The 4,547-nt window shown below is 72.6% G+C and carries 3 protein-coding genes and 1 pseudogene; 2 read left to right on the top strand and 2 right to left on the bottom strand.

All coding sequences use genetic code 11. The features are described from left to right. Positions 1-1,171: cation-translocating P-type ATPase (locus H5J33_RS24630; protein ID WP_181797068.1), on the top strand; the 1,171-nt coding region annotated here is incomplete at its 5' end. Between the two features lie 172 nt (positions 1,172-1,343). Here H5J33_RS24630 and H5J33_RS24625 read toward each other — a convergent pair. After that, positions 1,344-2,423, bottom strand: a pseudogene (locus H5J33_RS24625) (NADH:flavin oxidoreductase/NADH oxidase). A 147-nt stretch (positions 2,424-2,570) separates the two neighbouring features. On the opposite strand from H5J33_RS24625, the gene H5J33_RS24620 reads away from it, so the two are divergent. Further along, a complete protein-coding gene (locus H5J33_RS24620; RefSeq protein ID WP_181797067.1) occupies positions 2,571-2,954 on the top strand; it encodes a helix-turn-helix transcriptional regulator in 384 nt (127 codons plus the stop codon). Here the strand turns inward: H5J33_RS24620 and H5J33_RS24615 are convergent. Next, on the bottom strand, positions 2,853-4,262 hold the full coding sequence (locus H5J33_RS24615; RefSeq protein ID WP_181797066.1) for a nucleobase:cation symporter-2 family protein: 1,410 nt from the start codon (positions 4,260-4,262) through the stop codon (positions 2,853-2,855). The genes H5J33_RS24620 and H5J33_RS24615 overlap by 102 nt on opposite strands. Between the last annotated feature and the right edge of the window lie 285 nt (positions 4,263-4,547).

Here is a 4,547-nt window from a genome sequence, read left to right as displayed (position 1 = left end):
CGCGGTGGCCGAACGTCGCCTGGACGCGGCCGAGCGGGAGGACGAGGCCCTCGAACGGCCGCTGGAGAACCTGGAGTTCGTCGGCCTGCTGGCGCTGTCCGACGTACCGCGCGTGACCTCCACGGAACTGGTGGACGCGCTCAACGGGGCGGGCGTACGGCCGGTGATGCTCACCGGCGACCATCCGCAGACCGCGCGGGCCATCGCCGCCGACCTGGGCTGGCCCGCCGACACGGTGGTGGTCACCGGAGACGAGCTCGCCGCCGCCGACCGCGGGGCCCGGGCCCGGATGCTGCGCGACGCGGGTGTGGTGGCCCGGGTGGCACCCGAGCAGAAGCTCCAGGTGGTGGAGGCGCTCCGGGACGCGGGGCGGGTGGTCGGCATGGTAGGTGACGGCGCCAACGACGCCGCGGCGATCCGCGCGGCGGACATCGGCGTCGGCATCAGCGCCCGGGGCTCGGCCGCCGCCCGCAACGCGGCGGACATCGTGCTCACCGACGACGATCTGACGGTCCTGGTCGACGCGGTGGGCGAGGGCCGCGCCCTGTGGCACAGCGTGGCCGACGCCATCGCCATCCTGATCGGCGGCAACGCGGGCGAGGTCGGCTTCGGCATCATCGGGACCCTGCTGTCCGGACGGGCGCCGCTGTCCACCCGGCAGATGCTGATGGTGAACCTGTTCACCGACCTCTTCCCGTCGATGGCCGTGGCGGTGACGGAGAAGGAGGACGCGCAGGGCGCGGTCCGGGCGCGGAGCGGGTCGCCGGAGGACGCGTCCGCGGTGCTGGGCGCCCCGCTGCTGCGGCAGATCCGGCACCGGGCGCTGACCACCTGTCTGGGCGCGGTCACGGCCTGGCTGATCGGCCGCTTCACCCCGGGCACCGCCCGCCGCTCCAGCACCATGGCCCTGTGCGGGGTGGTCGGCACCCAGCTGGTGCAGACCCTGCTCGACCGGCGGGACAGCCGGCTGGTGCAGGTGACCTCGCTGGGCTCCGCGCTGGCGCTCGTCGCCGTGGTCCAGACCCCGGTGCTCAGCCGCGCCTTCGGCTGCACCCCGCTCGGCCCGGTCGCGTGGGCGGGCGTCGTGGCCGCGATCGCCCTCGCCCTCGCGGGCCAGCGGTCACTGCCCCGCCTGGAGCAGACCGTGGGACGACTGCTGCCCACGACATGACGACCTGGGCGACGGAACACGACCACCGGACCCCGCGACCGCCCAGGCAACGGGCGCGGGCCCGGACCGCCGGGGTGATACGGCTGCCCGGCCCGGCCCGGGCCGCAGAGACCGTACGGCTGCCCGTCCCGGCCCTGCCCGGATCGCCCGAGCCGTCCTTCCGGGACCGGGGTCAGACCGACCGGTGGTACTGGATCGGCACCCGGATCTCCGCGCCCAGTTCGCGGGCCGCCTGCCGGGCCCAGGACGGGTTGCGGAGCAGCTCGCGGCCGAGCAGGATCACGTCGGCCTCGCCGTTCGCCAGGATCTTCTCGGCCTGCCCGGCCTCGGTGATCAGTCCCACGGCGCCGACCGCCAGCGGGGTCTCGGCCTTCACCCGGGTCGCGAACGGCACCTGGTAGCCCGGCCCGGTCGGGATGCTGACACCGCTCGCGTTGCCGCCGGTGGAGACGTCGAGCAGGTCCACGCCGTGGGCGTGCAGGTCCCGGGCGAAGCGGACCGTGTCGTCCGGAGTCCAGCCGCCCTCGTCCAGCCAGTCGGTGGCGGAGACGCGGAACAGCACCGGCTTCTCCGCGGGCCACGCCTCGCGTACGGCGTCCACGATCTCCAGGGCGAACCGGGTGCGGTTCTCGTACGAGCCGCCGTAGGCGTCCGTACGGTGGTTGGAGTGCGGGGAGAGGAACTCGTTGACCAGGTAGCCGTGGGCGCCGTGGATCTCCACGGTCTCGAAGCCCGCGGCCAGCGCCCGGCGCGCGGCGGCGGCGAACTGCCCGACGATCTCCTGGATCTGACCGGCCGTCAGTTCGGTGGGCACCGGGTGGCGTTCGCTGAACGGCAGCGCACTCGGCGCGAGGGGCTGCCAGCCGTGCGCCTCCGGTCCGACGGGCCCGCCGCCCTTCCAGGTCCGCTCGGTCGATGCCTTCCGGCCGGCGTGTGCGAGCTGGACGCCCGGTACGGTGCCCTGCTCGGTGAGGAAGCGGGTGATCCGCCGGAAGGCCTCCACCTGGGTGTCGTTCCACAGTCCGAGGTCGTACGGGGAGATCCGGCCCTCGGGGGCGATGGCGGTCGCCTCCGTCAGGATCAGCCCGGTGCCCCCGGCGGCCCGCGCCGCTTAGTGCGCGAAGTGCCAGTCGTGCGGCGCACCGGTGAGCGGCCCCTCCGGCTCGGCCGAGTACTGGCACATCGGCGCCATCCACACCCGGTTCGGGACGGTCACTTCGCGCAGGGTGAGGGGCTCGAAGAGCGCGGGCATGACGGACTCCAATTCGTCGCGGACGGCTTGATCCTTTCGTACGGCATTCATCGTACTACGATGGGCATGAAACTACGGCACGTGTCGAACCATGAGGGATCTCGTACGATGGTCATCGAAGAAGTTCCGTGACGAAGGGCGGTCGCCGTGACCGAGACAGCCGCCGGCGGTGCCACCGGCCGTGCGCTGCCGCATCCGGACCGTGAGCACATCCGGCTGGAGTCCGTGCTGCACGCGCTGTCCGACCCGATGCGGTTGCGGATCGTGCGTGAACTGGCCGCAAGGGAAGCCGAGTTGACCTGCTCGCAGTTCGACCTGCCGGTGACCAAGTCCACCACCACGCACCACTTCCGGGTGCTGCGGGAGAGCGGCGTCGTCCGGCAGGTCTACCGGGGCACGGCCAAGATGAACGGCCTGCGCCGGGACGATCTAGAGAGCCTCTTCCCGGGGCTGCTCGACAGCCTCCTCGCCGCGGCCGACCGGCAGGCCGCCCGGCTCGGCCACGCCGGCCGTGTTCCGGTCGACGGCTGAACCACCCTTTTCCGGAAGGTGGTTGAAGAGCAGGTTCAGTACGATCGCGGACAGGCACCCCGCGCTGATGCCGCTGTTCATCACCGTCTGGAACCAGTCAGGGAACTTCGCGTACAGCGTGGGCACGCCCACCGGCAGCATGCCGATCGCCACCGGGACGGCCACCACGGTCAGGTTGCCGTTGCCCCGGAAGTCGACCCGGCTCAGCGTCCGCAGTCCGCTCGCCGCGACCGTTCCGAACATCACCAGCCCGGCCCCGCCGAGCACCGGCGCCGGGACCGCCGCGACCACCGCCCCCAGTTTGGGCAGCAGACCGAGCAGTACCAGGATGGAGCCGGCCGCCGCGACCACCCAGCGGCTGCGCACCCGGGTCATGCCGACCAGGCCCACGTTCTGCGCGTACGCCGTGTACGGGAAGGTGTTGAACACCCCGCCCAGCACGGTCGACAGACCGTCCGCGCGCAGCCCGTCGGCCAGCGTGCGCGGCTCGGCCCGCCGCCCGGTCAGCTCGCCGACCGCGATCAGGTCCCCCGTGGTCTCGGTCATGGACACCAGGGCCACCACCAGCATGGACGCGATGGCGGAGGCCCGGAACTCGGGCGCCCCGAAGTGGAACGGCGTGCTGATGCCCAGCCAGTCGGCGTCGGCGACCCCGCCGAAGTCGGTGAACCCCAGCGGCACGGCGACCGCGAGCCCGGCCGCGATGCCGACGAGCACGGCGATCCGGGAGAGGAACACGGGCGCGAACCGCTGCACGCCGAGCACCACGGCCAGTACGAAGCCCGCCAGCGCCAGATTCCGCGGCTCGCCGAAGTCCTTCGAACCGGCGCCACCCGCCGCCCAGTTGCCCGCGACCGGGAGGAGCGAGACCCCGATGATCAGGATCACCGTGCCGGTCACCAGCGGCGGGAAGAAGCGCAGCAGTCTGCCGAAGACCGGCGCCAGCAGCATGATGGCCAGCCCGGCGACGATCACGGAGCCGTAGATCGCGGGCAGCCCGCCGCCCGTCGTCCCGATGAGCACCATCGGCGACACGGCCGCGAACGTGCACCCCTGCATGACCGGCAGCCGCACGCCGAACCACCGGAAGCCGACACACTGGATCAGTGTCGCGATCCCGCACACCAGCAGGTCCGCGGTGATCAGATACGCCAGATCGGAGGGTGACAGCCGCATCGCGCCGCCCACGATCAACGGCACGGCGACGGCGCCCGCGTACATCGCGAGCACATGCTGGAGCCCGAAGGCGGCCAGTTGCCGGATGGGGGGAATCTCGTCGACGGGGTGCGCGGCTGCGGTCGTGGCCATGAGGTCGAGGTCTCCATCTGCGGCGGACGGGGGCGGGATCCGGACACCCGCGCATTCGGACACCCGGGCATCCGGACGGCCGGACAGAAGGAGACCGTAAGGGCCTTGAACAGTTTGTTGATTTCAGGTCTGTTGCCGCTGTGTGTCCCGCCTCCAGGGCACTCCCGCCCCGGCTCGGACGCCTACGGCACCCGTGCCGCCGCCAGCAGGGCGTCCCAGCCGGACAGCTTGACCACGCTCCGGCCCAGCCGTGCCCCCAGCTCGGTCTCGGCCCGCTCGATCGCC

This window comes from Streptomyces sp. WELS2, from assembly GCF_013870595.1.
Taxonomy (GTDB): domain Bacteria; phylum Actinomycetota; class Actinomycetes; order Streptomycetales; family Streptomycetaceae; genus Streptomyces.
Note: the sequence above shows the minus strand (reverse complement) of the source record. Positions and strands in the feature narration are given on the sequence as shown.

Coding starts and splice junctions, on each gene's coding strand:
- H5J33_RS24615 (WP_181797066.1), bottom strand. CDS start 4,262: ATGGCCACGACCGCAGCCGCGCACCCCGTCGACGAGATTCCCCCCATC.